This is a genomic window from Halomonas sp. NYA30 (assembly GCF_976980765.1).
In genome coordinates this window covers 4,583,314-4,608,729 of the sequence record NZ_OZ334477.1, presented here as the reverse complement: position 1 = coordinate 4,608,729, position 25,416 = coordinate 4,583,314, and the positions used below count along the sequence as shown (strand labels likewise).

General features: G+C 53.1%; 26 protein-coding genes and 1 pseudogene. 16 read left to right on the top strand and 11 right to left on the bottom strand.

Annotation, left to right across the window (positions count from 1 at the left end):
* Positions 1 to 534 precede the first annotated feature (534 nt).
* From rpmH to mnmE, 4 genes are all read left to right on the top strand, one after another.
* Positions 535 to 669: a 50S ribosomal protein L34 gene (gene rpmH / locus ACWI0H_RS21400; protein WP_008959105.1), complete on the top strand. Its 135-nt coding sequence runs from the start codon at positions 535 to 537 to the stop codon at positions 667 to 669.
* Positions 670 to 682: 13 nt separating this feature from the next.
* Positions 683 to 1,075, top strand: coding sequence for a ribonuclease P protein component (gene rnpA / locus ACWI0H_RS21395; RefSeq protein ID WP_176302910.1), 393 nt, complete (start codon positions 683 to 685; stop codon positions 1,073 to 1,075).
* A gap of 121 nt (positions 1,076 to 1,196) precedes the next feature.
* Entirely contained in the window at positions 1,197 to 2,906 is a 1,710-nt protein-coding gene (gene yidC / locus ACWI0H_RS21390; RefSeq protein ID WP_472954728.1) for a membrane protein insertase YidC, read from the top strand.
* A 103-nt stretch (positions 2,907 to 3,009) separates the two neighbouring features.
* On the top strand, positions 3,010 to 4,380 hold the full coding sequence (gene mnmE, locus ACWI0H_RS21385; protein WP_485874504.1) for a tRNA uridine-5-carboxymethylaminomethyl(34) synthesis GTPase MnmE: 1,371 nt from the start codon (positions 3,010 to 3,012) through the stop codon (positions 4,378 to 4,380).
* Positions 4,381 to 4,410: 30 nt separating this feature from the next.
* Here mnmE and ACWI0H_RS21380 read toward each other — a convergent pair whose 3' ends face one another.
* The 4 genes from ACWI0H_RS21380 to rdgB all read right to left on the bottom strand — a co-directional run bounded on the left by ACWI0H_RS21380 (position 4,411) and on the right by rdgB (position 7,852).
* Complete coding sequence (locus ACWI0H_RS21380; protein WP_485874503.1) at positions 4,411 to 5,256, bottom strand: 23S rRNA (adenine(2030)-N(6))-methyltransferase RlmJ; 846 nt, start codon at positions 5,254 to 5,256, stop codon at positions 4,411 to 4,413.
* Between the two features lie 88 nt (positions 5,257 to 5,344).
* Positions 5,345 to 6,019: a YiaD family glycine zipper/OmpA-like lipoprotein gene (locus ACWI0H_RS21375; protein ID WP_035556360.1), complete on the bottom strand. Its 675-nt coding sequence runs from the start codon at positions 6,017 to 6,019 to the stop codon at positions 5,345 to 5,347.
* Positions 6,020 to 6,066: 47 nt separating this feature from the next.
* The gene (gene hemW, locus ACWI0H_RS21370) at positions 6,067 to 7,251 is read right to left on the bottom strand and encodes a radical SAM family heme chaperone HemW (protein ID WP_485874502.1); all 1,185 of its coding nucleotides are present in this window, start codon (positions 7,249 to 7,251) and stop codon (positions 6,067 to 6,069) included.
* Positions 7,244 to 7,852 carry an RdgB/HAM1 family non-canonical purine NTP pyrophosphatase gene (gene rdgB, locus ACWI0H_RS21365; protein WP_339882282.1) on the bottom strand — a complete coding sequence of 203 codons (609 nt, stop codon included), beginning with the start codon at positions 7,850 to 7,852 and terminating at the stop codon, positions 7,244 to 7,246. The genes hemW and rdgB overlap by 8 nt, the downstream gene beginning before the upstream one ends.
* Positions 7,853 to 8,136: 284 nt before the next feature.
* On the opposite strand from rdgB, the gene ACWI0H_RS21360 reads away from it, so the two are divergent.
* Positions 8,137 to 8,523 (top strand): hypothetical protein, encoded by a 387-nt coding sequence (locus ACWI0H_RS21360; RefSeq protein WP_485874501.1) that lies wholly within the window; start codon positions 8,137 to 8,139, stop codon positions 8,521 to 8,523.
* Between the two features lie 170 nt (positions 8,524 to 8,693).
* On the opposite strand, the gene ACWI0H_RS21355 is transcribed toward ACWI0H_RS21360, so the two are convergent.
* The gene (locus ACWI0H_RS21355; RefSeq protein ID WP_485874500.1) at positions 8,694 to 10,055 is read right to left on the bottom strand and encodes an IS1380 family transposase; all 1,362 of its coding nucleotides are present in this window, start codon (positions 10,053 to 10,055) and stop codon (positions 8,694 to 8,696) included.
* Positions 10,056 to 10,149: 94 nt separating this feature from the next.
* On the opposite strand from ACWI0H_RS21355, the pseudogene ACWI0H_RS21350 reads away from it, so the two are divergent.
* The 3 genes and pseudogenes from ACWI0H_RS21350 to ACWI0H_RS21340 all read left to right on the top strand — a co-directional run.
* A pseudogene (locus ACWI0H_RS21350) lies at positions 10,150 to 10,524 on the top strand (response regulator transcription factor); the annotation flags it as partial.
* 76 nt (positions 10,525 to 10,600) lie between these two features.
* Positions 10,601 to 11,065, top strand: a complete 465-nt coding sequence (locus ACWI0H_RS21345; RefSeq protein WP_485874499.1) for a CsgE family curli-type amyloid fiber assembly protein — start codon at positions 10,601 to 10,603, stop codon at positions 11,063 to 11,065.
* Complete coding sequence (locus tag ACWI0H_RS21340) at positions 11,065 to 11,496, top strand: curli assembly protein CsgF (RefSeq protein WP_485874498.1); 432 nt, start codon at positions 11,065 to 11,067, stop codon at positions 11,494 to 11,496. The genes ACWI0H_RS21345 and ACWI0H_RS21340 overlap by 1 nt, the downstream gene beginning before the upstream one ends.
* Positions 11,497 to 11,787: 291 nt before the next feature.
* On the opposite strand, the gene ACWI0H_RS21335 is transcribed toward ACWI0H_RS21340, so the two are convergent.
* On the bottom strand, positions 11,788 to 13,149 hold the full coding sequence (locus tag ACWI0H_RS21335; protein WP_485874414.1) for an IS1380 family transposase: 1,362 nt from the start codon (positions 13,147 to 13,149) through the stop codon (positions 11,788 to 11,790).
* 95 nt (positions 13,150 to 13,244) lie between these two features.
* On the opposite strand from ACWI0H_RS21335, the gene ACWI0H_RS21330 reads away from it, so the two are divergent.
* The 3 genes from ACWI0H_RS21330 (at position 13,245) to ACWI0H_RS21320 (ending at position 15,851) form a co-directional block, all read left to right on the top strand.
* Positions 13,245 to 14,102, top strand: a complete 858-nt coding sequence (locus tag ACWI0H_RS21330) for a CsgG/HfaB family protein (protein ID WP_485874497.1) — start codon at positions 13,245 to 13,247, stop codon at positions 14,100 to 14,102.
* Between the two features lie 290 nt (positions 14,103 to 14,392).
* A complete protein-coding gene (locus tag ACWI0H_RS21325) occupies positions 14,393 to 14,893 on the top strand; it encodes a hypothetical protein (protein ID WP_485874496.1) in 501 nt (166 codons plus the stop codon).
* A 52-nt stretch (positions 14,894 to 14,945) separates the two neighbouring features.
* Entirely contained in the window at positions 14,946 to 15,851 is a 906-nt protein-coding gene (locus tag ACWI0H_RS21320) for a curlin subunit CsgB (RefSeq protein WP_485874495.1), read from the top strand.
* A gap of 55 nt (positions 15,852 to 15,906) precedes the next feature.
* Here ACWI0H_RS21320 and ACWI0H_RS21315 read toward each other — a convergent pair whose 3' ends face one another.
* From ACWI0H_RS21315 to ACWI0H_RS21295, 5 genes are all read right to left on the bottom strand, one after another.
* Positions 15,907 to 16,176 carry a hypothetical protein gene (locus ACWI0H_RS21315; RefSeq protein WP_008959091.1) on the bottom strand — a complete coding sequence of 90 codons (270 nt, stop codon included), beginning with the start codon at positions 16,174 to 16,176 and terminating at the stop codon, positions 15,907 to 15,909.
* A gap of 172 nt (positions 16,177 to 16,348) precedes the next feature.
* Positions 16,349 to 17,629 carry a glutamate-1-semialdehyde 2,1-aminomutase gene (gene hemL / locus ACWI0H_RS21310; RefSeq protein ID WP_485874494.1) on the bottom strand — a complete coding sequence of 427 codons (1,281 nt, stop codon included), beginning with the start codon at positions 17,627 to 17,629 and terminating at the stop codon, positions 16,349 to 16,351.
* 36 nt (positions 17,630 to 17,665) lie between these two features.
* On the bottom strand, positions 17,666 to 18,475 hold the full coding sequence (gene thiD / locus ACWI0H_RS21305; RefSeq protein ID WP_485874493.1) for a bifunctional hydroxymethylpyrimidine kinase/phosphomethylpyrimidine kinase: 810 nt from the start codon (positions 18,473 to 18,475) through the stop codon (positions 17,666 to 17,668).
* Complete coding sequence (gene hemJ / locus ACWI0H_RS21300) at positions 18,475 to 18,906, bottom strand: protoporphyrinogen oxidase HemJ (protein ID WP_485874492.1); 432 nt, start codon at positions 18,904 to 18,906, stop codon at positions 18,475 to 18,477. Before hemJ ends, thiD begins: the two co-directional genes overlap by 1 nt.
* Positions 18,907 to 18,924: 18 nt before the next feature.
* Positions 18,925 to 20,766 (bottom strand): chloride channel protein, encoded by a 1,842-nt coding sequence (locus ACWI0H_RS21295; RefSeq protein ID WP_485874491.1) that lies wholly within the window; start codon positions 20,764 to 20,766, stop codon positions 18,925 to 18,927.
* 194 nt (positions 20,767 to 20,960) lie between these two features.
* Between ACWI0H_RS21295 and argC the strand changes: the two genes are divergently transcribed.
* The 5 genes from argC to ACWI0H_RS21270 all read left to right on the top strand — a co-directional run bounded on the left by argC (position 20,961) and on the right by ACWI0H_RS21270 (position 25,063).
* On the top strand, positions 20,961 to 21,995 hold the full coding sequence (gene argC, locus ACWI0H_RS21290; protein WP_485874490.1) for an N-acetyl-gamma-glutamyl-phosphate reductase: 1,035 nt from the start codon (positions 20,961 to 20,963) through the stop codon (positions 21,993 to 21,995).
* A 217-nt stretch (positions 21,996 to 22,212) separates the two neighbouring features.
* Complete coding sequence (erpA, locus tag ACWI0H_RS21285; RefSeq protein ID WP_008959085.1) at positions 22,213 to 22,566, top strand: iron-sulfur cluster insertion protein ErpA; 354 nt, start codon at positions 22,213 to 22,215, stop codon at positions 22,564 to 22,566.
* Between the two features lie 148 nt (positions 22,567 to 22,714).
* Positions 22,715 to 23,491 (top strand): transporter substrate-binding domain-containing protein, encoded by a 777-nt coding sequence (locus ACWI0H_RS21280; RefSeq protein ID WP_176302928.1) that lies wholly within the window; start codon positions 22,715 to 22,717, stop codon positions 23,489 to 23,491.
* A 118-nt stretch (positions 23,492 to 23,609) separates the two neighbouring features.
* Entirely contained in the window at positions 23,610 to 24,281 is a 672-nt protein-coding gene (locus ACWI0H_RS21275) for an amino acid ABC transporter permease (RefSeq protein ID WP_339882260.1), read from the top strand.
* Between the two features lie 23 nt (positions 24,282 to 24,304).
* A complete protein-coding gene (locus ACWI0H_RS21270; RefSeq protein WP_008959083.1) occupies positions 24,305 to 25,063 on the top strand; it encodes an amino acid ABC transporter ATP-binding protein in 759 nt (252 codons plus the stop codon).
* Positions 25,064 to 25,416: the final 353 nt, after the last annotated feature.

The window sequence follows — 25,416 nt, the reverse complement described above, 5'->3', positions numbered from 1 at the left end:
TCATCTCACCATCGGTTGAAAACGGCCGACCATTGTAGCGCCCAAAGCTTCGGTTATCCACACGGGTTTAAGATTGAATATTGCCCTGTGGACAACTTGTAGTAAGCCTACGGGAAAACCGTGTGGAGGAACGGGGAGAATTAACAAATAAGCGACTTACGTTTGGGTTAAACACATCTACTTAACACCTTGTAGACTGTTTATACGGAACTTACACACAGATTTTTTATGATTATAGGTAATTGATAAATAATAATTAAAACCACTTATCCACAAATAGTATCCCCACTATTAATAACAACAGGTTTAGAACTACCTATTAGTAATAATAGCGAGAGTGTTGATTGTTATATTCATCACTGCCAGCATGGCCGCAATGACGCCATAACGCTTTTTATGCAAGGAAAAATTGCACCCAGCAAAGGAAGTCTCTACAATTTCCGGTCTTGAATTGAATCTCCCCGGCTAGTTCCTCACTGGACCGGGCTTTTTGGAATTCACTTTCCGTCCTAAACCACGTGGGAATAACGAGTTATGAAACGCACTTTTCAACCTAGCGTTCTCAAGCGCAAGCGCGCGCATGGCTTCCGTGCTCGTATGGCAACCAAAAACGGTCGCGCCGTCCTCGCACGCCGCCGTGCCAAGGGCCGCAAGCGTCTGAGCGCCTGATCTCGGATTGCGTGTGCCGCAGAAAGGCTTTCCCCGGCAGTTACGGTTACTAAATGCTGGGGATTTCAGTCACGTGTTTGAGCAAGCCGACCTGAAAGTGCATGGCAAAGGTATGATGGCGTTAGTTCGCTTGAGTACTAGGGGGCACCCCCGCCTTGGACTGGTAGTCAGCAAAAAAAATGTCAAACGCGCCGTAGATCGCAACCGTTTCAAGCGTCTCGTTCGAGAATCTGTCCGTCTTCGTCAAGATCACTTACCCTCTGTGGATATCGTGGTGCTTGCCCGACGCGGCGTTCAGGATATCGACAACGACACCTTGCATCGCCAGTTACACGGCATGTGGAAGCGACTTCAGCGTGACGCACAGGCGGTGATCGCAGCACCAACGCCAGAGCGTGACACGTGACCTTTGGTGCACACCTCGCCGCTCGACCTCGGCCTGCCGCCTGGCAGGCTTTCGTGTGTCAAGGGTCGAGTAAATGACACTGCGCCATTAGCATGTTCACCACCCAGCGGGCAGAACCCTCATGGACGTAAAACGACTTTTATTACTGATTCCACTAGCCGTACTGGCGTACTTGCTAGTCGTCCAGTGGAATCAGGATTACGGGCAGCCGAATTACGATTCAGTGCCTGAAACGACTCAACGCAGTAATTCAGCACCATCTAGCAATTCAGTACCATCCAGCAATGTTGACGATGGCGAGGGCGGCTTAGCCGTTCCGAGTACCACATCGCAGCCAAATGCGGTTGGTGAAGGTATTCCTGGCGATACTGAAAGCGAAACGTCTAGCCGTGACTTCATTGCCGTAACGACCGATGTTCTTGATGTACGCATTGATCCACACGGTGGCGATATTGTTTATGCCGCTTTACCGCAACATAAACTTTCCCTCGACTCAGAGCGGAACTACGTGTTGTTGTCGGATAACAGCAGCCGTAGCTACGTGGCCCGTTCAGGTCTTCAGCTTGATGGCCAGGCAAGCCGCATCGCGTTCACTCCCGAAAATACCGACTATCGGTTAGGCGATAACGATGAAGAACTGAGCGTCGATCTGACCGCCGACGTTAACGGCGTCGAGGTGATTAAGCGCCTCACGTTTGAGCGCGGCAGTTATGCGGTCAACGTCAATTACTACCTAGCCAATAACACCGATGCACCGGTCAGTGCGCGCTTTATTGGCCAGTTAGCACGCGATAATAGCCCGGATCCTTCAAGCGGCGTTTCAATGGGTATGAACTCCTATCTGGGGGCTGCCTACTCAACGCCGGATGCACGCTACGAAAAGATCGACTTTGAAGATATTCAAGCCAGTAACTTTGAAAACCGCGAAGCACAGGGCGGCTGGATTGCGATTATTCAGCACTACTTTGTCTCGGCATGGGCACCTCAGCAGGATCAGCAAAACCTCTACTACGTTACTACCGACTCAAGCAATCGAAACGTCGTAGCCTTTGCTGGCCCCACTAGCAGCATTGCCGCAGAAGGCGAAGCCACGTTAGGTGCTACCCTTTATATGGGGCCGAAGATTCAGGACTACCTAGAGCAGGTGGCACCTAACCTTCGCTTAACTGTGGATTACGGCTGGCTATGGTTTATCGCCAACCCCCTCTTCTGGTTGCTGGATAAGATCCACGACATCGTCGGTAACTGGGGCTGGTCGATTGTATTGCTAACGGTACTGGTTAAGACCGTACTGTTCCCGCTTTCCGCCAAAGCGTACAAATCCATGGGCCGTATGCGTAAGCTCGGTCCTGAAATGCAGCGCCTGAAAGAGATGTATGGCGACGATCGTCAGAAGATGTCGCAAGAGATGATGAAGTTCTACCAGAAGGAGAAGATCAATCCGCTGGGGGGCTGTCTACCTATTGTGATTCAGATGCCGGTCTTCATCGCGCTTTACTGGATGTTGCTGGAATCGGTCGAACTGCGACACGCACCGTTTATCTTCTGGATCCAGGATCTATCGGTGAAAGATCCGTACTTCATTCTGCCGATCCTGATGGGTATTTCGATGTTTGTTCAGCAAATGTTGAACCCGACGCCCCCGGATCCGATGCAGGCGAAGATCATGAAGATGCTCCCCATCATCTTTACCTTCTTCTTCCTGTGGTTCCCGGCAGGTCTGGTCATCTACTGGGTGGTCAACAACATCATTTCGGTGGCGCAGCAGTACTACATTACGCGCAAAATCGAGAATGACCCGACCATCGGCAAAGGCATGAAGACCAAATAGCCTGCCGTGGTAGTTGAAGCCTTCAGACCCCCGCCCAGTGCGGGGGTCTGGCGTTTTAAAGACGACAAACTCACACTGTACGCATCCATTAAAGAGGCTCGCCATGGTTGAACGACTTTATACTCAGGATACGATTACCGCATTGGCTACCCCTCCTGGACGCGGTGGTGTTGGTATCATTCGCGTCTCAGGGCCTGCCTGCCGCGCTATCGCCGAGGCCATACTCGGTCACTGCCCCTCACCGCGTTACGCCCACTACGGCCCCTTCCAGGGCGCTGACAGCATTATTGATGAAGGCCTCGCCCTGTTCTTCAATGGGCCCCATTCGTTTACCGGTGAGGACGTCCTGGAATTACAGGGCCACGGCGGCCCCATTATTATGGATATGCTGTTGGAGCGCTGCGTGGCTCTCGGCGCACGTCTAGCGCGCCCTGGCGAGTTTTCTGAACGGGCTTTTCTCAACGACAAACTTGATCTGGCCCAGGCAGAAGCTATCGCCGATCTGATCGATGCCACTTCCCGTTCAGCGGCCGAAAATGCCGTGCGCTCTCTCCAGGGGGAGTTTTCGAAGCGCGTGTCAGCGTTAGTGCAGCGGCTGATCGAGCTACGTGTTTACGTTGAAGCGGCGATTGATTTCCCTGAAGAGGAGATCGACTTTCTTGCCGATGGCCACGTTGCCCAGCACTTAAGCAGCGTCCAGCAAGCACTGAACGACGTACGCCAGGCAGCAGGCCAAGGCGCACTGTTACGCGAAGGAATGAGCGTGGTCATTGCCGGGCGGCCCAATGCGGGTAAGTCGAGCCTGCTGAATGCGCTGACCGAACAAGATACCGCCATTGTGACGGATATTGCCGGCACGACCCGGGATGTGCTGCGCGAACATATTCATATCGACGGTATGCCGCTGCACATCATCGACACCGCCGGACTGCGCGATACACCTGATGCCGTTGAGAAGATCGGTGTCGCTCGCGCCTGGGCCGAGATAGAGAAAGCTGATCGCGTACTGCTGTTAGTGGATGCCAGCACGACCGCCTCGACCGACCCCATGGCCATCTGGCCCGAGTTTGTCGCTCGTCTGCCCGATCAGCAACGCTTGACGTTAGTACGCAATAAGATTGATACCAGTGCTGAACCGCCTGGATTAGATTTATCCACAACGCCGCCCACCGTACGTTTATCCGCTAAAACGGGCGAGGGTGTGGATAACTTAAAAGCACATTTAAAAGATGTCATGGGCTTTGCCGCCACCACCGAGGGTCGCTTCTCCGCTCGTCGGCGGCATTTAGATGCCTTAGATCGTGCTATGGCAGCCCTTGATACAGGCCGCACTCAGCTTGATGGCTACGGCGCAGGCGAGCTGTTAGCGGAAGATCTGCGCGACGCCCAACAGGCATTGGGCGAAATCACCGGTGAATTCAGCGCCGATGATTTATTGGGCGAGATTTTCGGCAGTTTCTGCATCGGTAAATAAGAGAACTGCTCTTTACTCTAGTTACCAACACTACTCTCCCACCCACCAATCCGCCTGATAGCGACTAGAAGAACCTAGTAACGGGGTAATTTCAGCCATTGCTGCGGCTAGTCGCTCATCCAAACCCCAGGGCGGATTAATCACCAACATACCGCTGCCAAACATGCCGTGAGCCTGCTCGCCGGGTTCACGCAGCAGCAGCTCGCTGCGCCAAATTTTGCGCTGACCGCTCTCTTTCAAGGCATCTAATAGCGTGTGATAGTGACCAGCGGGTAGCAGCGGATACCAGATCAATACTACGGCATGGCGCGCTTTCTCAAGCGTATAGGCGACGGTATCGGCAACTTCCTGATATTCCACTTTGCGCTCATAGCTGGGGTCGATGAGCACGCATAGCCGTGGCGTTATCGCGGGCAACATGGCCTCCAGCCCCGCCAGTCCATCGCCAAAAACACGCTGGGCGTTAGCTGGCAACTCCTGGGTAGAAAGTTGCTCGTGCTCGCCGGGGTGCAGCTCAAACAGCCGCAGTTGATCCTGCTCACGCAACGAATGACTCAGCCACCAGGGAGAGCCTGGGTAGTGCGTCAGGGTTGCTGAGGAGCCTTGAGCAGTGGCTACCGCTGCTTGCCACTCTATCAGCAACGAATCGTTTAGCTCATTGCGGGCTTGCCACAGCGGCCCTATGCCTTCGCGATACTCTTGCAAGCGTTGCGTCTCTTGCGCATTAAGGGGATAGAGCCCTCGTCCCGCATGAGTATCGATATATGTAATAGCCGTTTTTTTACGTAATAAATAATCAATCACCGCGTAAAGTGTCAGATGTTTATGCACATCCGCAAAATTACCGGCATGGTAGGCATGTTGATAGGACAGCATGGAGACTCATCAGCAAGTGAATAAAAAAGCCCGCTATGTGAGCATAGCGGGCTTTAGTCGGCAACAGCCAGGTTAATTCAAGAACGTATCAACCTTGACCATTACCGGTAGGGGTTAGGGTAATTTCAACGCGACGGTTCTGGGCACGACCCTGCTCATTGTCATTACTGGCCACTGGCTGAGTAGCACCATAGCCCGAGGTATTAAGACGCGTGGACGAAACGCCATTCTGGGTGAGGTAGCTCGATACGGCTTGAGCGCGACGCTCGGAGAGACGCTGGTTGTAGCTAGCATCGCCGGTGCTATCGGTGTGGCCTGCGATACTAACGCGGGTGTCTTGGTACTGAGTAAGAACATTAGCGACTTCATTAAGAGAGCCGCGCGCTTCGCTGGTCAGCTCAGCTGAGTCAAAACCAAAGGTAACGCCGCTAGGCATATTGAGCACGATATCGTCGCCACGGCGATCAATCTCAATGCGCGATCCTTGTAAGTTTTCACGCAGTTGCTGCTCTTGGCGATCCATGTAGACACCAATGCCAGCACCGGCTGCCGCACCGACGGCCGCACCAATCAGTGCACGATCACGGCGGCTAGTACTACCGTCGCCAGACAGCGCACCGGCAGCGGCACCCACAGCAGCACCAATACCAGAGCCCATCGCGGTGCTGGAGCGCTGCGTTTGGCCACCGTAAGGGTCCGATGTGGCGCAACCTGCTAATAAAATAGCGGCTGCCAGCGGTGTCAGTAGTCGAGAAATACGCATCACTCACTCCTTGTTTATATTCGGGACATCTGTTTATTCATTGCTGATCAATCTTCACTAATTAAAGCCAGCAACTCGTTCAAGAATAATAGACCTTGAGGCGATGCACGCAGTTTTTCAGGCATTTGCATCAAAAGTCCTTTTTTCTCGGCGGTTTGTAAACGCGTAAGTAACATATCAGAAGAGAGCCCGGTATTGGCGTTCCATGTCTCTAGCGACACCCCGTCAGTGAGTCGTAGAGCATTCATAGCAAACTCCAACGGTAGCTCGTCCGCTGATATAACCTGCTTACCCGCTATAAAGCCACGCAGGTCATCCATGCGCTTTAAATAAGCATCCGGCTGGCGGGTTTTCCAACGCCGCTCAATACGCCACTCACCATCTGGGTCAATATGGCTTAGCTTGCCATGGGCCCCGGCGCCAATCCCAAGGTAGTCGCCAAACTGCCAATAATTAAGGTTATGCAGACTCTGACGACCATCGGTTGCATAGGCCGAAATTTCGTAGCGCTTAAACCCGGCCTGCTCCAAAAACTGATGACCGCTATCCTGGATATCCCAGAGTGCTTCTTCCTCAGGCAACGTTGGTGGATGGGAGTGAAAGGCCGTATTCGGCTCGAGGGTAAGCTGGTACCAGGAGAGATGCTCCGGCGCTAACGACAGCGCTTGGGCAATATCATCCATCGCCAGTTGAGGTGTCTGACCAGGCAAGCCATGCATAAGATCAATATTAATATTTGTAAAACCCGCCTGGCGAGCCTGCGTGACCGCAGTGACCGCTTCGTCACCGCTATGAATTCGCCCCAATGCATGCAGTTGATCGGGCTGAAAACTTTGAATACCTAGCGATAAACGATTAATACCTGCCTTTCGGTAACCGATAAATCGCGTCTGTTCCGTGGTGCCGGGATTTGCCTCCAAGGTAATCTCAATGTCATCAGCAAACGGCAAACGGGCTTCAATCTCGCTCAGTAAACGCTCATAAAACCAAGGCGACAGCAGGCTGGGTGTCCCACCGCCGATAAAGATTGTCTGAATTTCTCGCCCAGCCGCTAAGGCGAGATCGCTATCCAGGTCTTGTAACAATGCGTCAAGGTAAGCGGCTTCAGGTAAATCGCGAGGCGTAAAACCGTGTGTACCCGGCTCATGGGAGTTGAAATCACAATACGGGCATTTACGTACACACCAGGGTGTGTGGATATAAAGAGATAGCGGCGGCAACGTATCAACCATGCGCCACCTGCAGTAACTCCACCAAGCCTTGCAGCGCGCGTCCACGGTGACTAAGGCGATTTTTACTGTCACTCGGCAACTCGGCAACGCTCATGCCCTGGTCTGGTAACCAAAAAAGCGGATCATAACCAAACCCCTCTGTCCCCCGTGGATGGGCAAGAATTTCGCCTTCCCAACTGCGTTGCACAATCACCGGCACTGGGTCTTTCGGGTGACGTAAATAAACAAGTACACACCAGTATCGGCCACTACGCTGTCCTTCTGCACAATCGCTGAGTGCTGCTAACAGCGTTTCATTATTTTTCTCATCACTTTTGGGCTCACCACCATATCGGGCCGAGTAGATACCTGGTGCGCCGTTCAGCGCGTCCACTTCCAGCCCTGAATCATCTGCCAAGGCGGGTAACCCGCTGACTAAACTCGCTTCACGTGCCTTTAACAACGCATTTTCGACAAATGTCAGTCCCGTCTCTTCGACCTCAATGACACCAAAATCGGCCTGAGGCCGTACATCGAAGCCCAAAGGAGAGAGTAATTGATTGAATTCTTTTAACTTTCCTGCATTCCCACTGGCAAGAACAAGGGTATTAACAGCTGCCATGACACGTACTCCAAACGGTAGAGCATCAGTTTACGCCCTCATTGAACGTATCAAAAGCCAGCACAATGTTACTCAACGTATCTGAAAACACACACGCTACAACTATCTCTAATATATCTATAAATTACTGAAAAGTAACAAAATAACTGGAGACATTGATAATTATTAAATGTTGGTAAATTTATATTTACCATCTTTTTAATAACAAAACTTTACGAAACATATCTTATAGGCAACACTTCAAGGGTTACCTGCTCACTCTTTCTTTCCATGAGGGCTACCTAATGTCGCAGGAAAAGTCTACCGGTTCGGTGTACGTCGTTACCGAAAAAAGTCCCCAAGCTCAGCTATTCGCTGAATACTTGGAAAAACATACTGGCTGTCAGATCAGTATTCATTCGCCCCATGCGGCATTACCCATTTCTGCATCGGGAAATGTGCTGATTCTGATTGATAGCGATCATATCGGCATTGATGCTTTGCCGGAGTGGCAAGATAAATTGCCTGACGCGTTAACAAAAACGCCCTTAGCCGCTTTTAATATTCACGATATGGATCACGCGCTGGAAGCACTGTCGTGTGCTCAGTTAAAAGGCGTGTTTTATCGTAATCCTGAATCCGTGAAGCCGGCGCCGACACTTTCCCTATCACCGCCAGCGAGCACTTTTTGATCATTCGCCCGTGCAAGTTGGCTTTCGCAAGCCCGTTATTGCCAAAACCCACCGTGCTGATCGGTGCTGACGGCCCGTTTTGTCATGCCTTTCCACCCGCCAGGCACGACATATCTGGCGATCGCGTGTCGCTTGGAACTGCTTGTGGATAGAGTGTCGCCGATTGACGGTCAGCATGGCGTTCCTCGTGGATAACGCAGTCGGCTCCGCAGCGTCTTGAGCACCGTCATGCGCCCGATATCCTGCCCGAAGTCGAGGATGATCTGCCGAGCCTTGTGAATCACGAGAGCCGCACGGTGCACCAACTCTTGTAGCACGGTGCGCAGCCGGCGCCGCTTGGCCGGGTGGCGAACCGGGCTCAGCTCGCCGGTCATGCCCAGCTGTCCCATCAGGCGCAGGATGTTGTAGGCCAACTGGGCGAGATGCAGGATCAGATCGTTGGTGGCGAACTTGCCGGACGGCAAGCGCTCCAGGTCGAGATCGGTCTTGATCTCGCTGTGAAACTGCTCATGGGTGGCATGCGCCTGGTAGCGTTTGATCACCGCCTCCGGCGCCTCGTCCAGGCTGGTCCACCAGCCTTCCAACTCATAGTCCGGTTCGAGCAGCAACTGGCCATCGCGATCGGCGGTGCGCTCGACCAGGCGCATCACGCGTTGGACGACGTATTCGGTCTTGTTGTCGTCGTGGATCGAGACGGTCTGCGTCCACAGCGCCTGGCGCTTGCCAGGACGCAGCTCTTCCCAGTAGTCCGCCGCCACAGCCAACCAGGTATCCTGATCGGCCGTGGCCGAGCCGCGCGGGTTCCATTTGACGACATAGTCGAGCCGGCGCCCCTCGTCGGCAAAGACCTGGCGCTGCTGTTCGAGAAGCGCCAGGTGCGCCTGGCTGTCGAAGCCGCTGTCCTCGCGTAACAGGATCGGTTGCTCGGTCAGGCCTTGGGCGCGAGGCAGTACCCGCTCCAGGAAGGCGTTGCTCTCCTTCATGGTGTGCTGCTTGCCAGGCCGCAGTTCCAGACCCAGGCACCACCCTTCGTTGCCCAGATAGGCGGCGATCGGGGTGTAGCCATCGACCTTCTGGTAGGTCCGCGAGACGCCTTCCTTCTTCGAGTTGCTGTTGTCCATGACGAAGGTGTCGATGTCCAGGCAGACGTGCGTCGTCTCGGCGGTGATCGGTGCTTCGATCAGTGACAGCAGGGTCGTGGACCAGGTGGCGGTGCGCGCCTGCAGGTCGTTGGCGGCAAGTTTCTCCAGCCGCTGTCGCAGCGTCGCCGCGCTCGGCACCTTCTGCAGGGTCAGCAGTTGTTGGAAGGGCTTGTCGCGGCGGAAGTTCTCGACAGCGTCATAGTCGCTCATGCCCAGACACAGCAGGCCCAGGTAGCTCTTGATCACGTCACTGGTGCGCATGCCCAGCGTGGTGGGGAAGCGGCTGTCGATGCTGTCGACGCCAGCGATCTCGAAGCATTGCCCGATGATGGACAGCCCGGCGTGGCTGGTGAGGGTGCGGCGACTGGCGCGGAACTTGACGTTGGGCATGGCACTGTCTGGGTGAATGGCGATATCCGCTATATTGCCATGCGGACCAGTAGGTTAGAAGCGTTTCAGGGATCCGGTCTCACGGATTCAGGGTAATGAAAGCCTTGAGGTTATCTGTAAAGGCATACATGCGTTACTGGAAGGGGAGCTATGGATGTCGCGGGACTTAATGGCCCGTCTCATCCTGTTTTATCGCAAATACCAAAGTAATGCTTTTCGACCAGCCTGCGGACTCACCAATCGTGAAATGGAAATCATCTCACTGCTTAGTGCAGGCTCGTCTAATCAGCAAATTGCTGAAAAGCTGTTTGTTAGCGAACACACCGTTAAGTCTCACCTCTACAACATCTTTCGCAAAATCAACGTACATAACCGTATTCAAGCACTTAATTGGATACATCAAAACCTGGGCCCGATTCTTCCCAATATTGAAACCGCGCGCAGCCTGCAGCGCAATCGGCAGCGCTAACGCGCAAGGGTAATTCAGCATGTTATCGATACATCGTTTATCCATAGGCATTACTCCACTGCTGGTGTGGATAACTATGTCTGTTGCGCTGGCCAACGAGCCTGCCCCTACGGGCAATGCATTACCTGCCAACGAACAAGAAGCGATTGATGCTATTAATCAGCTCTCTAGTCCTGATGGGCCTGAAGTGCAAGGTAACACCAACGGTGGAAGTGAACTAACCGGCGTAATGGTAGACCGCACGATCACTATGGCCGGTAAAACCTTCTATCGCGCTTTTAGCCAGCGGGCCATGGATAACCTAATTATCGGCAATGCCACCGTCACTATTAAAGAGCGTCCCGATGCACGCTGGGGTAGCCAAATATGGGTAATGGAAGGCAACCGTATGTATTTCCGTACCCAGCTCTCCCCTAGGATCAGCGAAGCTGACCGGGCCGCCGGGGAAGCCGTGCAGGTCGTCGAAGAAGCGCTGTTACGCCAACAGCTAGCTTCCGTACTTAACTCAGACAAAGACCTTGGAAAAGAGGAGCTACGCTAATGAAAAAAATACTTAAACTTACAGCTGGTAGTGTTCTGGCAACCACCATATTGGTAAGTGCGCTGACCCTGCAGGCAAGCGCAGGGGAACTGATCTATACACCGATTAACCCTTCATTTGGCGGCGACCCCTTTATGGGTAGCTATTTACTGGGCAAAGCCCAGGCGCAAGACACCACTACAGACCCAAACATCGAAGACTTTGAACCGCTCTCCCCAACCGAACGGCTAATCCAAAGCCTTGAGAGCCGATTTATATCAGATCTAATCAATGATGTAGGCGGAGTAGACAATGGCACAGGGTCGTTTGACAGCGGGGACTTTAGCGTCGTGGTTCGCAATGAAGGAGGGCAGCTCATAGTAGAAGTAATCGATAAAGCCACCGGTGATATTACCAACATTAGCGTAGGTGGCTTGTTGTTCAATCCCTAATGTATTAACTGCTCCTATTACTAAGTAAAAACTAACAAGGCTGCCAACAGCCTACTTAATCCTGAATCCGTGAAGCCGGCGCCGACACTTTCCCTATCACCGCCAGCGAGCACTTTTTGATCATTCGCCCCGTGCAAGTTGGCTTTCGCAAGCCCGTTATTGCCAAAACCCACCGTGCTGATCGGTGCTGACGGCCCGTTTTGTCATGCCTTTCCACCCGCCAGGCACGACATATCTGGCGATCGCGTGTCGCTTGGAACTGCTTGTGGATAGAGTGTCGCCGATTGACGGTCAGCATGGCGTTCCTCGTGGATAACGCAGTCGGCTCCGCAGCGTCTTGAGCACCGTCATGCGCCCGATATCCTGCCCGAAGTCGAGGATGATCTGCCGTGCCTTGTGAATCACGAGAGCCGCACGGTGCACCAGCTCTTGTAGCACGGTGCGCAGCCGGCGCCGCTTGGCCGGGTGGCGAACCGGGCTCAGCTCGCCGGTCATGCCCAGCTGTCCCATCAGGCGCAGGATGTTGTAGGCCAACTGGGCGAGATGCAGGATCAGATCGTTGGTGGCGAACTTGCCGGACGGCAAGCGCTCCAGGTCGAGATCGGTCTTGATCTCGCTGTGAAACTGCTCATGGGTGGCATGCGCCTGGTAGCGCTTGATCACCGCCTCCGGCGCCTCGTCCAGGCTGGTCCACCAGCCTTCCAACTCATAGTCCGGTTCGAGCAGCAACTGGCCATCGCGATCGGCGGTGCGCTCTACCAGGCGCATCACGCGTTGGACGACGTATTCGGTCTTGTTGTCGTCGTGGATCGAGACGGCCTGCGTCCACAGCGCCTGGCGCTTGCCAGGACGCAGCTCTTCCCAGTAGTCCGCCGCCACCGCCAGCCAGGTATCTCGATCAGCCGTGGCCGAGCCGCGCGGGTTCCATTTGACGACATAGTCGAGCCGGCGCCCCTCGTCGGCAAAGACCTGGCGTTGCTGTTCGAGAAGCGCCAGGTGCGCCTGGCTGTCGAAGCCGCTGTCCTCGCGTAACAGGATCGGTTGCTTGGTCAGGCATTGGGCGCGAGGCAGTACCCGCTCCAGGAAGGCGTTGCTCTCCTTCATGGTGTGCTGCTTGCCAGGCCGCAGTTCCAGACCCAGGCACCACCCTTCGTTGCCCAGGTAGGCGGCGATCGGGGTGTAGCCATCGACCTTCTGGTAGGTCCGCGAGACGCCTTCCTTCTTCGAGTTGCTGTTGTCCATGACGAAGGTGTCGATGTCCAGGCAGACGTGCGTCGTCTCGGCGGTGATCGGTGCCTCGATCAGTGACAGCAGGGTCGTGGACCAGGTGGCGGTGCGCGCCTGCAGGTCGTTGGCGGCAAGTTTCTCCAGCCGCTGTCGCAGCGTCGCCGCGCTCGGCACCTTCTGCAGGGTCAGCAGTTGTTGGAAGGGCTTGTCGCGGCGGAAGTTCTCGACAGCGTCATAGTCGCTCATGCCCAGACACAGCAGGCCCAGGTAGCTCTTGATCACGTCACTGGTGCGCATGCCCAGCGTGGTGGGGAAGCGGCTGTCGATGCTGTCGACGCCAGCGATCTCGAAGCATTGCCCGATGATGGACAGCCCGGCGTGGCTGGTGAGGGTGCGGCGACTGGCGCGGAACTTGACGTTGGGCATGGCACTGTCTGGGTGAATGGCGATATCCGCTATATTGCCATGCGGACCAGTAGGTTAGAAGCGTTTCAGGGATCCGGTCTCACGGATTCAGGTTAATGCTACATGCAATTCAGGGGATCATTATGAAAATCATCGCTACACTACTCATGGTTAGTGTACTCAGCGGCTGTGCTGGTATGGTCGCAACTTCAGAGAATTTAGAAGGTGCCGAAGCGACATTGACCCCTCGTGGGGCAACCTATCAAGATTTAGTCTCGCTACCGCCGCCAGCTGGGCAAATTTTTGTCTCTGTTTATGACTTCCGGGATCAAACGGGCCAGTATCGCCCTGCTCCGGCCAGTACTTTTTCAACCGCCGTAACGCAGGGCGCTGCGGCGATGCTCACCGGTGCATTAGCGGATTCCGGCTGGTTTATACCGCTTGAGCGTGTTGGTTTACAGAACTTACTTACCGAGAGGCGCATTATTCGTGCCGAGTTCGAGCGCTTTGGTCAGCCAGATACATTGCCATCACTTCGTGCTGCCTCGGTGATGCTTGAAGGTGGCATTATTGCCTACGAGTCCAATGTGCGAACCGGTGGGGCTGGGGCTGAGTACTTTGGTATTGGCGCTTCAGGGCAATACCAGGTGGACCAAGTAACGGTTAATCTACGCGCGGTTGAAATATCAACCGGCGAGGTACTAGCTAACGTCACCACGACTAAAACGATTTACTCTAAAGAGATGCGAGCGGGGGTTTATCGGTTTATCGATTTTCGACGTTTGTTAGAGGCTGAAGTAGGTCTTACCACCAATGAACCAGTACAACTCGCCGTGATGTCAGCCATTGAGTCAGCTGTTATACATTTGGTGGCCCGTGGTGTAGAGAACAATCTTTGGAATCTCTCTAATGGTGTTAATTTTCAAGACACTATTTTGTCTGAGTACTTAGATGCACCAATCCCTTTGCTTTAATAAATTTAAAACTATCTTTAGATAGTATAAACGACTTCCATAATAAATTTCAATTACAACCTAATATAAAAATAAGATATGAAAACTACAAATTATTAACGGCTATGCGGTACGCATAGCCGTTTTTTTTTGACTGTTAACATGATTAGAAAAGTAATGCTTTTTAATTGTTAAATTATTAATAAATACATCATTAGAATAATAAAAAGTTTGATAGCGTAAATTTCAAAATGGTCCAAACTCAACACAAGAAATACAAATTGATACAAACTGTTTCAGAGGGAAATGACATGAAACTGAATATTACCGCAACCAAACGATATGCCCTAATGGCTGCACTGTTGACAGCAACCCTTTCAGTTTCTTTGACAATCAATGCAGACAATAACCGTATTGAGCAGTTCGCTAAGCAAGCTGCCGCCCAACAACATCAAGGCAACTACAGTATTATTACGCAGATTGGTAACAATAACCGCACCCATGTTTCGCAATCAGCTAGTTACCAAGCCGGAAACTTTTCTAGCATTTATCAATTAGGAAATTACAACACGGCGACGGTAACTCAAACAGGCGGTAATAACGTAAGTAATATCTCTCAAATAGGTAGAAATCATAAAGCGGATATTACTCAGTCAGGAAGCGCATCAAGAGAACTAAATTCTTATGTGCGCCAACTTGGCAACCGCAGTGACGTACAGATTTCACAGTCGGGGAGTGGCTACCGTGTCATTAGTGTTGAGCAACAAGCGTTTTCAAGCAATGCACGTCCGGTCACCGTCGAAACCTACTGAGCAACAACCGTTGACTCAGTAATAACTAAAGCAAGTATCAAGGGGAAACACCATGAAAACTCAAATCACCACTATCGCTGCCGCCGTTGCCTTCGCTATGAGCACTGCTGCTTTTGCTCAGTCAGTTGGTAGTGACTCCTCTATCTACCAATACGGTAGCGATAACACTAACGATGTTACCCAGTGGGGAACACAAAAATCCCGAATTCTCCAAGAAGGGAACGGCAATAGTGCTACTGTCACTCAAGATGACGTTGTTGGTTATTCAACTTATGCGCCTGGCCGAAACAACTCCAATATCGAACAAACTGCTAATGGTAACGAAGCTATTGTTGACCAGCTAGGGGCTTATAACGTTTCGGGTATCTACCAAACAAGTAGTGATAATGATGCCAACGTTACCCAAGACGGTAAGATGAATGATTCTTATGTTAAACAAAGCTGGGGAAATGGTAACGAAGCCGTTGTGGTTCAAGATGGCAAGTTTAACGACTCTGTGATTGAACAACAAGGTTCGTACAATACTGCTAGCGTCGATCAAGAAGGGTACATTAATGACTCGTGGGTTGATCAAAGTGGATATGGTAACGAAGCAAATGTAGATCAATCTGGTTCGAATAACCAATCTGGCATCCAACAATCTGGTTTTTTTGGTGGCTACAACAACCTTGCTAACGTTGAACAAACCGGTGGCGACAATGAGTCGTGGATAGAGCAGTCTGGTAGTAACAATAGTGATAGTGTGATCCAAGATGGCAATTATCTAGATAGTACGATTATTACCATTGGATATAACAACACTAGTAACGTAGAGCAGTCAGGTTTTGGTAATGATTCTTATATCAAAACTTTTGGTGCCAATAATACACATAACGTTACTCAAGCTGGTTACAGCCATAACTCAAATATTCACACAGTTGGCTATGGCAACACAAACACAGTAACTCAAGGCCGTTAAAATATAGATTATTTTAAATTATGATTAACCGCCCCTTTCAGGGGCGGTTTTTTTGTTAGCGAATTGACACTGTCAATGTCCCCCCCGCTCCCTGAGTTGACGAACGCGACCTGTTGCTGCCTTTTTGAATGTCCACTTCTAATCGCTCGTCATCGCTTAGCAGCTTTACCGTGCCTTCAAGTTCCGTACCGGTAAACGTGTACTCGGCGGGTACCGTTCCATGCTCTTCAACGTGCTCGGTGGTTTCGCCTTCGTGGGTAATCCGCCAGTGGGCGGAAAACTCGGCACCCGGCGAACCACTCATAGTGATGTGAATCTGGGTCATGTCCTGCTCCTGAGGCGACTGTGCAGCCAGCGGAAAGCAGACTGTTAGCCCCGCTGCGCATAGCAAAGTTCGCCAAGCCGTTATTGGTATCATGATTGTATGTCTCACTTAACCGAAGAGCCGCTCAAAATGAGCGGCTCTTGAAGTATAGCGGGCTTTTAGTTACGTGCCGTTACATTACCGCAAAGGCTTTTTCTGCCGCGTCCAGAGTGAACTGAATATCTTCTGGGGTATGAGCACTGGACATAAAGCCTGCTTCATAGGCTGAAGGCGCCAGATAAACACCGTGGTCAAGCATGGCACCGAAGAAGCGGCGGAAAGCGTCTGGGTTACAGGCCGTGGCTTGGGCAAAGTTATCTACCCGGCTTTGCGAGGTGAAGAAGAGCCCAAACATACCGCCCGCTGACTGCGTCATCATCGGCACTCGTGCAGCGTTGGCACGCTCCTGTAAGCCTGAACACAGTGTATTAACCCGCTGGGTTAATGCATCGTGAAAACCTGGTACCTGTAGCTTGGTAAGTAGAGCCACACCTGCGGCCATGGCCAGGGGATTGCCCGACAAAGTACCCGCTTGATACACCGGTCCAAGCGGTGAAATGTTCTGCATTATTTCACGCTTGCCGCCAAACGCGCCCACCGGCATGCCACCGCCAACAATTTTTCCCAAGCAGGTTAAATCAGGCACGATACCGTAGTGGGCTTGAGCGCCGCCCAACGCCACACGAAAGCCGGTCATCACTTCGTCAAAGATCAGGACGCTACCGTGTTCGTTACATACCCGGCGCAGTGTTTCCAGGAAACCTGACTGTGGGGGAATGCAATTCATATTGCCAGCAACGGGCTCGACGATAATGCAGGCAATTTGATCGCCAATCTCGTTAAAACACGCCTCTACCCCTTCAGGGTCGTTAAACGAGAGAGTAATGGTGTGTTCAGCCAGCGACGCGGGCACGCCCGGTGAGCTAGGCTCGCCGTGGGTAAGCGCCCCAGAACCGGCTTTTACCAGCAGCGAATCAGAGTGGCCATGGTAGTTCCCTTCAAACTTTACGATCTTATCGCGGCCGGTGGTGCCTCGCGCCAGGCGTATCGCCGACATGGTGGCTTCGGTGCCCGAACTGGTCATGCGCACCATATCCATGGAAGGAATCATCTCGCAGATCAAATCTGCCATGGTGGTTTCAACCGCGGTAGGCGTACCGAATGACAGGCCGTTATCTAATCGCGCCCGCACGGCTGCCAATACATCCTGGTCAGCGTGCCCGGTAATCATTGGTCCCCAGGACCCCACATAATCCACGTACCGATTGCCTTCGACATCGAATAGAAACGCGCCCTGGGCACGCTCTATAAAGACCGGCGGGCGGTGGAGCCCTTTAAATGCCCGGACGGGAGAGTTTACGCCGCCTGGGATATGGCGACTGGCAAGATCAAACAATTCAGCTGATGTGGTCATGGCATCCTCTCGGTCAATGGCAGATAGAAGATAGGATTAAAAACGAACAGGCCGTGAAAAACGGCTGGGCAAACACTGGCCACTCGGCGGCTGAAAGCCTTGAGACAGGCTCTGCCAAGTAAAGTGCTGCGCTTGCTCACACGCGGTTGATAAGCGCTCACCAACAGCAAGGCGAGCCGCAATGGCTGAGGCTAGCGTGCAACCAGAGCCATGGAACAGTTCAGGCAGACGTGGCCACTGCCACTGGCGAGTGGTATCGGGTGAGTGCAGGGTGTGCACTACTTGCTGTTCATTACCGGGCAGCGGATCGTCAGTGGCAGTCACTAAAATTGCTTGGCAGCCCTGTGACATCAACGCCACCGCACGTGCCGTATCATCAAAAGGGGTGACGATGTCTGGTGTCAGTTGACAAAGCTCAGCACGATTGGGCGTTAAGATATCCACAAGCGGTAGCAAGCGATCGATGAACAGCCGACGTAAACCGGGTGTGGATAACTCAGTTCCACCACCAGCCTTAAATACCGGGTCCGCCACCACAGGAATGCCTGGAAAGCGGCGGATAATTTGTTCCGCTGCACGCAAGGTAGCTTCATCGGCGAGCAAGCCAATTTTAATCGCCGCCACTTGCATCTCGCCAAGTACCTCGGCCATTTGGCGCATCGCGGTAGGATCAGCGGGAATCACACGCGTCACATTGTGGCAATTTTGAACCGTCAGCGCAGTAGGGATCGTTACCGCCCAGCCACCACAAGCGGCAATGGCTTCGCTATCAGCCACTAACCCTGCGCCGCCGGTGGGGTCGTGTCCCGCTAATACCAATACGACAGGCGGAAGTGGTTGGCGCATCAAAAGGGCTTCACAACGGCTAATAGTATAATCGCCACTAGCGCAATCACCGGCGCTTCGTTAAACCAGCGGAAAAACACATGGCCTTTGGTGCAACGATCCTGGGCAAACTGCTTTAAATAAATCAAACAAACATGATGATAGCCAATGAGCAAGACCACCAGCGCTAGTTTGACGTGCATCCAACCCTGGCTAAACCATTCGGGCACTAAATAGAGCATCCAGCCACCAAACAGCAGTACCGCAATCATCGATGGCGTCATGATTCCACGGTAAAGCTTGCGCTCCATGGTTTTGAAATACGCCATTGCCTGGTCATCACCGTTATCCCGCGCGGTAGCGTGATACACATACAAGCGGGGTAAATAAAACATCGCGGCGAACCACGTCACCACTGCCATCAAGTGAATAGCCTTCACCCATAGGTACATTGTTGCTCCTTAAAATGGTTAATCCTTTTCGCGTGTCTCATTCTCTCGTAGATCATGCTCTCGTAGATAATTATCGCGAGTGTCAGCGCCACGGGGATCTGTATAGTGATAATAACGCTCAATGGCGCCACGGGTGATAATACCTGAAATACGCTGCTGTTTAGGGCGGTAACCGTGTACCACATAGAGTGCCCCCAGCGCGTTATCCTGCAGCTTCAAAAAAGCCTCGGAAAGCGTTGCTTGTAAGCCAATCGGTGCCAGTTCCAAACGCTGCCCAGGAATTTCCAGCAGATCAATCAATTCATCCTCGGGCGGTTCTTTACCCTGCAACGCTTCATCGTGTTCAAGTAACCAACGCGCTAGTTCAGCGGCTTTGAGCGCCAGTACCGGTTTTTCCTCACTGGAACGCTCAATCACCAACCACACCGGGTTTGTTTCCAGCAGGTGGCGCGCCTGGTCAGGGGTTATCATCCGCTCAGTACGCACCAATTGACGCTCCATCACCGCCGGCACCGAAACCCGTGAAAGCGCTTGCATCAACGGTTGCTGAAGCGGATGCAGCCCATAACGCACCGTGCTGATAAAGAACCCTTCACAGCCGGTTAACTGCCGTGACGTCAAACACGCAACCACCACCGCCAGCATTCCAGGAAGCATGATACTCGGCGTATGGGTTAACTCCAAAAGCGTCATCAGCGCAGCAAGGGGCGCTTGCAGAACGGCCCCCATCATTGCCGCCATACCTAGCATGGCGTAAATCCCCGGGTCAGCGGCTTTGTCTGGCCACATCCAGCCTCCCAGCATTCCAAACAGCGCGCCTGTAGCCGCTCCCACCACCAGCACCGGGCCAATAATGCCGATGGGTACACCGCCAGCAACGGTCAGCGCCGTTAGCAGTAGTTTGGCAATCATCAGCGCCAGCAGTACTTTAATTTCCAACTGATTATTGAGCGCTGCCGCCACGCTGTCATAACCGATGCCCTGCACCTGGGGGAACCACCAGGCAACGGCGCCAGTCGCCACGCCGACCAATCCGAGACGTACCCAAAGCGGCCAGTCCATAATTCGCTGACTGCGGGAAATATGGATAAACAGCCCCGCCAGCAAGCCAATCACCAGTCCCGTCAGCACGATCCACGGCAGATTGATCAACGACCCCAGAGCCACTTCGGGAATGCGAAACGCTGGTTCATTACCGTAAGCCAACTGCGCCACCAGCGCACCCATGGTGGAGGCCAGGATGACGGGCATAAAGCTCATCAAGGTATACTCCATCATCACCACTTCCATGGCGAAGATCACCCCGGCAATCGGCGTATTAAAGGAAGCGGAAATGGCAGCTGCAGTGCCACAGGCCACCAGCACTCTTAGGCTATTATTGGGTAAGCGAATCTGCTGGCCGAGACCACTGGCCGCCGCCGCGCCCAAGTGAATCGCCGGCCCCTCACGACCTGCAGAGAGGCCACCTAACACCACCACCACCCCGACCCACCACTGATTTAACCAGTTACGCAGCGGAAAGCGCCCTTGGTGATAGGTGAGCCGCTCAATCACATGACCCACGCCCAGTTTGCGCGCTGCCGGTTTTTGCCGATACAACAGCACGCCCACTAACGTCACCGCCAGCATGGGTAGCAGCGCACGTAACCAGGGCGTCATATTTTCAAACGCCTCTGGGTCGCCCTCCGTCATATAGAACGTGGCCCCTGCTTCCAAAAGCAGCCGAAACGCCACCATCACCGCACCGGTAATAATCCCCGAGACAAGGCCCAGCAAGCAGAGTTGCGGCAAGGCGTCGACGTTGGCCAACTGACGACGAAAACTTTCTAACGTAAAATCCGATCGGGAAAAACGCGCCACAGCAATCTGCCTTGTTTTTGGTCTTAGTGTTCTTATCTCTTAATCCTCTTGTGTATCATAGCCCGATACACTTCGACAGCCCGCAGCAATCCGCATAGGCTGATAACACATAGCGTTTTGTCATAGGTTGCTGTGCAAACTGTCCTAAAAAACTATTCTGGAAAACGTTCTGCGTAGCCCGCAAGGAGTGATTTGTGATTAAGGTCGGCATTGTTGGCGGTACCGGTTATACCGGCGTTGAATTACTGCGGCTACTTGCCCAGCATTCCCACGTCGAGGTAGCCGCGATTACTTCGCGCTCGGAAACGGGCGTCAAGGTGTGCGATATGTACCCTAACCTGCGCGGCCACTACGACACGCTAGCGTTTAGCGAGCCGGATGCTAAACAGCTGGGCGCCATGGATGCGGTCTTTTTTGCCACACCCCACGGCGTTGCCCACGCACTAGCGGGTGAGCTGCTCAAAAATGGCACTCGGGTAATTGATCTGTCGGCCGATTTCCGGCTGCGCGATGCCGACGAGTGGAGCCGCTGGTACGACCAGGCTCACGGCGCGCCAGAATTGTTGCATGAGGCGGTATACGGCCTACCGGAAATGCATCGGGAAAAAATCAAAAATGCACGCTTAATTGCCGTGCCCGGCTGCTACCCCACGGCCGTTCAATTAGGCTATCTACCGCTGTTGGAAGCAGGTCTGATCGACCCAAGCCAACTGATTGCTGACTGTAAATCCGGGGTTACCGGGGCAGGCCGTGGCGCAAAAGTAGGGTCACTGCTCGCTGAAGCCAGCGAGTCGATGAAAGCCTACGGCGCCTCGGGCCACCGCCATCTACCCGAAATTAGCCAAGGGCTTAGGGATATTCAGCAATCCACGGTGGGTTTAACCTTTGTGCCCCACTTAACGCCGATGATCCGCGGCATTCACGCCACACTTTACGGCCAGCTCACCACTGAGCCCGGCGATCTGCAGGCTCTATTTGAGCAGCGCTACGCTAACGAACCCTTTGTCGATGTGATGCCTGCTGGAAGTCACCCAGAGACGCGCAGCGTCAAAGGCATCAATACCTGCCGCCTAGCAGTCCATCGCCCCGGCAATGGCAACACCGTCGTCGTACTATCGGTGATTGATAACCTGGTCAAAGGCGCTTCGGGCCAAGCAATCCAAAACCTCAACCTGATGTTTGGCTTTGACGAGAACACCGGACTTACTGCCCCCGCGCTGATGCCTTAAACACCTCACCAAAACCAGCATGCAGAGGGCAGCTCAGAGAGGAGGTCATTTGCCAAGGAAGGCAAATGTAGCGTCCATGGAAGGATTCACAGCGCCTCCTCGGCGAGCTGCCCTCTGCTTGATATACCAACACAATAGTTGACCAATTTGCTGGGAATTACCCATAATCACCCCCCAATGCCGATTTATTCGTTCTTTAAGCTCGCGGGAGGTACCCATGAGCGGTGCAGAAGCCTTTGTTCCTACTCCATTACTGCTCTCTGATAGTGCACGCAAACGTATTAACGCACTGATTGCAGAAGAAAATAACCCATCACTCAAACTGCGGGTCTACGTGACCGGCGGCGGCTGTTCAGGTTTTCAATACGGCTTCGACTTTGCTGACAATGTCGCCGACGATGACACTGTGATTGAGTTCGGTGAGGCCGCGCTGGTCGTCGACCCCCTCTCTTACCAGTATCTGGTGGGCTCCACGGTCGACTACGAGGAAGGCTTAGCGGGCGCGCGTTTTCGCGTTCAAAATCCCAATGCCACCACCACCTGCGGCTGCGGCGCTTCCTTTATGGTCTAAACAGCGTTGGCCCACGACGCTCCCCGTGACTTGACGCCCTGACGGTTTCTCGCCAAGGTTGATAGGTCAATAACGGCTAAAAAGGGTATTCGAACGCCATACATTGTTCGGAAACCCGCTACTAGCCACATAAAGCACGGGGAAACTTATGAAAGTAGCACTACCACTCAGCCTAACCAAAACCACACTCGCTCTCGCACTGGGATTGGGCAGCGCCACTGCCGCCATGGCCCAAACGCCATCGGTGAACGTGGCCACTGACCCAAGCTTTGTGCCGTTTGAAATGATGGATCAAGAGACCGGCGAAATGGTCGGCTTCGATATGGATATCATCAACGAAGTCGCCGAACGTGCAGGCTTTGAAGTCAACCTGACAACCATGGAATTCTCCGGCATCATTCCCGCCGTGCAAACGGGTAGTCAAGAGATAGCCATCGCCGGTACCACCATCACTGACGAGCGCTCTGAAGTCGTTGACTTCTCCGACCCCTACTACGATTCAGGTTTACGCATCATTGTCCGCGCCGATAACGACAGCGTCGAGACACTAGAAGATCTCCAAGACCTCGCCGTCGGTACCAAAATTGGTTCCACTAGTTACGACTACCTCCAGCAAGAACTCGGCGAAGATGCTGACATCACCCCCTTCCCAGGGACTGCCGACATGTACATGGCGCTGCTAGGCCGCAACGTCGACGCCGTGCTCTATGATGCCCCTAACGTCTCTTACTTCTCGCAAACTCGCGGTGAAGGCCGTACCAAGGTTGTTGGCCCTCTGTATGAAGGTCAGCAGTACGGCATCGTGTTCCACAAAGGCAGTGAGTGGGTAGAGCCGACTAACGAAGCGCTGGCCGCCATGCGCGAAGATGGCACCTACGATGAGATCTATACCAAGTGGTTTGGTGAAGCGCCTAGCGAAGAGTGAGTATAAAAGCTCTCTATTAGCGTAACGCTGTTACAGGGCCGGGTGGCCACAACCCCCGGCCCTGCTGCATTTCTCATGTGTTTTTTGTCATCTGCTTTTTTGTTTCAGGAGTCTACGCGTGGACGTCAATTTTCAGTTTGATTGGTCGGCAGCGTTTGGGTCTATCCCTTACCTGCTGCCGGGTATTCCCTGGACGCTGCTTATCTCGTTTGGCGGTCTCGCCATCGGATTCTTTATCGGAATATTCTTTGGCCTATTACGTATTAGCCGCCTGCGTTGGCTACGCTGGCCGGCCATCGTTTACGTCGAAGTATTTCGCGGCACGCCTATCCTGGTACAAGTGCTGTTTATTTTTTACGGCTTGCCGCAACTATTAGGTAGCCCAATTAACGCGCTGGTCGCCGGTATTGCTGCGATCGCGGTTAACTCCGGTGCTTATATTTCAGAAATTGTGCGCGGCGGTGTGCAATCAATTGAACGCGGCCAGGGTGAAGCATCACTCTCCCTAGGGCTCTCCCGCACTCAAGCATTTCGCTATGTTATCTGGCCCCAGGCGTTTCGGCGCATGATTCCTCCCCTCGGTAACCAGGGCATCATCAGCATCAAAGACACCTCACTGTTTTCAGTGATTGGCGTCAGTGAGCTAGTGCGTCAGGGGCAGATCTATATCGCCACCACTTTTACGGCGCTTGAGGTCTACTTCATGGTCGCCCTGATGTATCTGGCAATCACCTGGACCCTCTCCATCATCCTGCGTCAACTCGAGCGCAGAGGCCTGGCCGGACAATAAGGACACGCGCAATGAGCGAGACAATGAGCAACACAACGCAACCAATTGTGCGTATGCAGCAGCTCAATAAACACTTTGGCAGTCTGCACGTACTCAACGATATTGATCTGACGATTGTGCCTGGTGAAGTGGTGGTGATTATCGGTGCCAGTGGCTCAGGCAAATCCACACTAATTCGCTGTATTAACGGCTTGGAAGAGTTTCAGTCCGGCAGTCTGGTGGTCGACAGCAACGAACTATTACCGCACGGCAAGAGCACTAAAGCGCTGCAAACCATCCGTACCGAAGTGGGTATGGTGTTTCAGCAATTCAATCTCTTTCCCCATCTCAGCGTGATCGATAATGTCACTCTGGCGCCGATGAAAGTGCGTGGTTTAAGCCGTGACGACGCAGTCAGCAACGCCAAACGCTTGCTTGACCGGGTAGGTATCGCCGACCAGGCCGACAAGTACCCCAGCCAGCTCTCAGGCGGTCAACAGCAGCGCGTCGCACTCGCCCGCGCCCTGGCGATGGAACCCCGCCTGATGCTGTTTGACGAGCCCACATCGGCGCTTGACCCGGAAATGATCGGTGAAGTGCTGGATGCCATGCGCGAGCTGGCCAAAGAGGGCATGACCATGGTAATTGTCACCCATGAAATGGGCTTTGCCCGCGAGGTCGCCGACCGGGTGATTTTTATCCATAAAGGCGAGATTACCGAACAGGGCCACCCTGAAAAACTGTTCGACTCTCCTCAACACGAACGTACTCAATCCTTCCTTGCTCGCGTACTCAAACATTAAATTGAGCCCTTTTTACGCGTTAAAATAACCGCTAATTTGCTCTGAATTACGCTTTTTTACTGGCCTGTCGACACGACAGGCCATTTTTTTGCCTGTGGATAAACTTTTTTTACATTGATCGGTTTTATCTCCGTAAGGCCTACCATGTACGTCGCTTAGCGTTAGCTTCACATCAATCGGAGGTTGTTCACAGGTGCGGTAACAACCCAGGTACTGGCCGGTGGATAAGCCGTGCTTAATTGACTCTGTGGATAAAGCGCTATTCCATCCACAGGCTTAACACCCCTTCTACCCAGGCACTCCCGCCTTCAAACATGTAGAAGTCAACAATATAAGCACATGAAAATATTAAG

Bases quoted from the DNA above. Each gene is read 5' to 3' on its own strand.
- ACWI0H_RS21380 (WP_485874503.1), bottom strand. From the start codon at position 5,256: ATGCTGTCCTATCAACATGCCTACCATGCCGGTAATTTTGCGGATGTG.
- ACWI0H_RS21330 (WP_485874497.1), top strand. From the start codon at position 13,245: ATGCTACATGCAATTCAGGGGATCATTATGAAAATCATCGCTACACTA.
- ACWI0H_RS21270 (WP_008959083.1), top strand. From the start codon at position 24,305: ATGAGCAACACAACGCAACCAATTGTGCGTATGCAGCAGCTCAATAAA.
- hemL (WP_485874494.1), bottom strand. From the start codon at position 17,629: ATGACCACATCAGCTGAATTGTTTGATCTTGCCAGTCGCCATATCCCA.
- rdgB (WP_339882282.1), bottom strand. From the start codon at position 7,852: ATGGCAGCTGTTAATACCCTTGTTCTTGCCAGTGGGAATGCAGGAAAG.
- ACWI0H_RS21360 (WP_485874501.1), top strand. From the start codon at position 8,137: ATGTCGCAGGAAAAGTCTACCGGTTCGGTGTACGTCGTTACCGAAAAA.
- ACWI0H_RS21340 (WP_485874498.1), top strand. From the start codon at position 11,065: ATGAAAAAAATACTTAAACTTACAGCTGGTAGTGTTCTGGCAACCACC.
- ACWI0H_RS21335 (WP_485874414.1), bottom strand. From the start codon at position 13,149: ATGCCCAACGTCAAGTTCCGCGCCAGTCGCCGCACCCTCACCAGCCAC.
- thiD (WP_485874493.1), bottom strand. From the start codon at position 18,475: ATGCGCCAACCACTTCCGCCTGTCGTATTGGTATTAGCGGGACACGAC.
- hemJ (WP_485874492.1), bottom strand. From the start codon at position 18,906: ATGTACCTATGGGTGAAGGCTATTCACTTGATGGCAGTGGTGACGTGG.
- ACWI0H_RS21375 (WP_035556360.1), bottom strand. From the start codon at position 6,019: ATGCGTATTTCTCGACTACTGACACCGCTGGCAGCCGCTATTTTATTA.
- erpA (WP_008959085.1), top strand. From the start codon at position 22,213: ATGAGCGGTGCAGAAGCCTTTGTTCCTACTCCATTACTGCTCTCTGAT.
- ACWI0H_RS21325 (WP_485874496.1), top strand. From the start codon at position 14,393: ATGAAACTGAATATTACCGCAACCAAACGATATGCCCTAATGGCTGCA.
- hemW (WP_485874502.1), bottom strand. From the start codon at position 7,251: ATGGTTGATACGTTGCCGCCGCTATCTCTTTATATCCACACACCCTGG.
- ACWI0H_RS21280 (WP_176302928.1), top strand. From the start codon at position 22,715: ATGAAAGTAGCACTACCACTCAGCCTAACCAAAACCACACTCGCTCTC.
- mnmE (WP_485874504.1), top strand. From the start codon at position 3,010: ATGGTTGAACGACTTTATACTCAGGATACGATTACCGCATTGGCTACC.
- yidC (WP_472954728.1), top strand. From the start codon at position 1,197: ATGGACGTAAAACGACTTTTATTACTGATTCCACTAGCCGTACTGGCG.
- ACWI0H_RS21315 (WP_008959091.1), bottom strand. From the start codon at position 16,176: ATGACCCAGATTCACATCACTATGAGTGGTTCGCCGGGTGCCGAGTTT.
- ACWI0H_RS21320 (WP_485874495.1), top strand. From the start codon at position 14,946: ATGAAAACTCAAATCACCACTATCGCTGCCGCCGTTGCCTTCGCTATG.
- ACWI0H_RS21345 (WP_485874499.1), top strand. From the start codon at position 10,601: ATGTCTGTTGCGCTGGCCAACGAGCCTGCCCCTACGGGCAATGCATTA.
- rpmH (WP_008959105.1), top strand. From the start codon at position 535: ATGAAACGCACTTTTCAACCTAGCGTTCTCAAGCGCAAGCGCGCGCAT.
- ACWI0H_RS21355 (WP_485874500.1), bottom strand. From the start codon at position 10,055: ATGCCCAACGTCAAGTTCCGCGCCAGTCGCCGCACCCTCACCAGCCAC.